The following is a 2,301-nucleotide window of genomic DNA, read 5'->3' on the forward strand; positions in this document are numbered from 1 at the left end:
GGATCATCGCGATCAGCGTGGCCGGACTGCTCATCGGGGTCCTCGTGGTGGTGGCCGTGCCGGTGCGCCGCAAGACGCCCGCGGTGCCGCAGCCGTCCGTACCCGCCCAGCGGGCCCCCCGGAACACCGAGATCCGGGTGCCGGCCGTCCACGCGGGCGCGGGGGCCGATACCCGGATCGGTTCGTAGCTCCACCGTCGCCCTACTGCGGCACGGTGACGACCACGGCGATCAGCGTGGCCGGACTGCTCATCGGGGTCCTCGTGGTGGTGGCCGTGCCGGTGCGCCGCAAGACGCCCGCGGTGCCGCAGCCGTCCGTACCCGCCCAGCGGGCCCCCCGGAACACCGAGATCCGGGTGCCGGCCGTCCACGCGGGCGCGGGGGCCGATACCCGGATCGGTTCGTAGCTCCACCGTCGCCCTACTGCGGCACGGTGACGACCACGGTCTTGGCCGACTTGTCGTGCAAGCCCTGTTTGTAGGGCTTGTCGACCAGGATCAGGATCAGCAGGAGCAGCGGCCACAGGCAGGCGCAGCAGATCAGCGCGGGCAGCCACAGGACGGTGGCGCGGATCAGCGAGGCGTTCGTCGGCGGCGTGGAGCCGTCGTTGAGCATCGCGACCCGCAGCTTCAGCCACTTCTTGCCGAGGGTCTGGCCGCCCTTGGCGACCATCAATGTGTCGTAGCCGACATACGCCACGATGGTGATGAGTTGGAAGACGAGCTGACTACCGCCGTTGAAGCTGTTGACGGTGTCGCTGAAGTCGGCGTCGTTGTCGGTCGCCCGCTTGTAGACGTTGAACGGGATGCCGATGATCGCGAGCGGGATGGCGACGATCAGCACGTCGATGAGACGGGCGAGGATGCGCCGCCCGGAGTCGGCGAGCGGCGGCATCCCGGCGAGCGGATCGGCGCCGCCGTAACCCCCTCCGCCGCCGTAGGGCTGGGAGCCGTAGGGCGGGGGCGGCGGCGGGGCGTTGTCGTACGGGGATCCGTACGGGCTGCCAGGCGGCGGCCCCCCGGGCGGTGGGCCGCCCGGCGGCGGGCCTTCCGGAGGCGGGCCTCCGGGCGGTGGGCCGTCGGGACCCTGCCCCTCGGGTGGCCCGCTCCCGTAGGGGGAACCCGACCCCGCCGACGGTGGCGTGGGGTCCTGCGGCTTCTTGAGGAACGGGTCGTCCTCGGGCGGCTGGCCGGACGTCGGCTGGTCGTTGCTCATGGGGGCAGTGCATCCCGCAGGCCGGGGCCCCGCAACGATTCGCCGCCCGTCCGGGGGACCGCCGAACGGGCCGTCATGGGCGTCCCCGTCCGGGAGACCGCCCGAAGGGTCCGGGGCGGGGCGCGGGACGGGGCCTAGGCGGCCACGAAGGTGTGGGACGCCTTGTCGTGCCAGCACTGACGCCAGGGGCGGTCGAAGAGGCACCAGAGGACGTTGAGCACACCGAGGACGAGCAGCCCGAGGACGCCGTACACGAGCCAGCGGCGCAGGGCCGCTCCGAAGGTCGGCGGCTCGTGCGCCTCGATGTCCCGCACCTGGAGGCCGAAGAGCTTCTTGCCCGCCGTGCGGCCCCACTTGGCCGTGGGCAGTGCCTCGTAGAGCACGCCCAGCACGAGGAAGAGGGCGAGCGCGATCCCGAGGTTCAGCGAGGTGGTGCCGTCCAGGAGCCATACCTGGACGGTGGTGCCGGTCTGCTTGGCCGCCTCGATCTTGCCGTCGATGTGGTCGAGCGCCTTGGTGACGAAGGGGAACGCCGCGGCTCCGGTGATCGCCCCGAAGAGGACCGTGTCGACGAGCCGGGCGGCCAGCCGCTTGCCCAGACCGGCGGGGCGGGCCGCCGCCTGGGCGCGCGCGGCCTGGAGGAACGGGTCCTCGACGGGAGGCTTCCAGGGCAGGACGGGCTGTTCCGGGTCGGCCGCCCGGGCGCCGGCCGCCGGGGACGCCTGGGGCGTGGGCTGGGCCAGCCGGTGCACTTGCTGGGGCCAGGACGGGGCGCCGCCGCCGGTGCCGGTCGTGACGGGCGCCGGGGCCGGTGAACCGGCCTGCGCCGCCGGGCTCTGTGCCGCCTGCTCGGGGCGGGGAGACGGCTGCGCCGTCTGCGGAGCCGCCGGCGCCTGAGCTGCCTGCGCTCCCTGAAGGCCCTGGGCCGCTTGGGCGCCCTGACGGCCCTGGGAGCCGAGGGAACGCATCGTCATGGTGCCCTCGCCCGCGGGGCGGGGCTGTGCCTGCCGTACCCCGGGCAGCGCGCCGCCCGTCGGATCGGCCGACGCCGGGGTCACCGGCATGCCGCCCAGCCGGGCGGGCGAGG

Annotated in this window: 3 protein-coding genes and 1 pseudogene; 2 read left to right on the plus strand and 2 right to left on the minus strand. The window is 74.3% G+C overall.

The features are described 5' to 3' along the window. Both EAO71_RS38130 and EAO71_RS36610 read left to right on the plus strand, forming a co-directional pair. Window positions 1-188 (plus strand): annotated as a pseudogene (locus EAO71_RS38130) (hypothetical protein); the annotation flags it as partial. Window positions 189-214: 26 nt separating this feature from the next. Further along, a complete protein-coding gene (locus tag EAO71_RS36610) occupies window positions 215-406 on the plus strand; it encodes a hypothetical protein (protein ID WP_147982102.1) in 192 nt (63 codons plus the stop codon). Between the two features lie 13 nt (window positions 407-419). On the opposite strand, the gene EAO71_RS36615 is transcribed toward EAO71_RS36610, so the two are convergent. Next, window positions 420-1,214, minus strand: coding sequence for an RDD family protein (locus EAO71_RS36615; RefSeq protein WP_147982103.1), 795 nt, complete (start codon window positions 1,212-1,214; stop codon window positions 420-422). A gap of 134 nt (window positions 1,215-1,348) precedes the next feature. Continuing rightward, window positions 1,349-2,301 (minus strand): RDD family protein (locus EAO71_RS36620; RefSeq protein ID WP_147982104.1); only part of this gene is annotated, 953 nt, incomplete at its 5' end.

Origin of the sequence: Streptomyces sp. MS191 (assembly GCF_008042125.1) — a bacterium.
Classification (GTDB): domain Bacteria; phylum Actinomycetota; class Actinomycetes; order Streptomycetales; family Streptomycetaceae; genus Streptomyces.

What these genes read in the sequence shown, in the direction of transcription:
- EAO71_RS36615 (WP_147982103.1), bottom strand. Translation starts at nt 1,214, where the DNA reads ATGAGCAACGACCAGCCGACGTCCGGCCAGCCGCCCGAGGACGACCCG.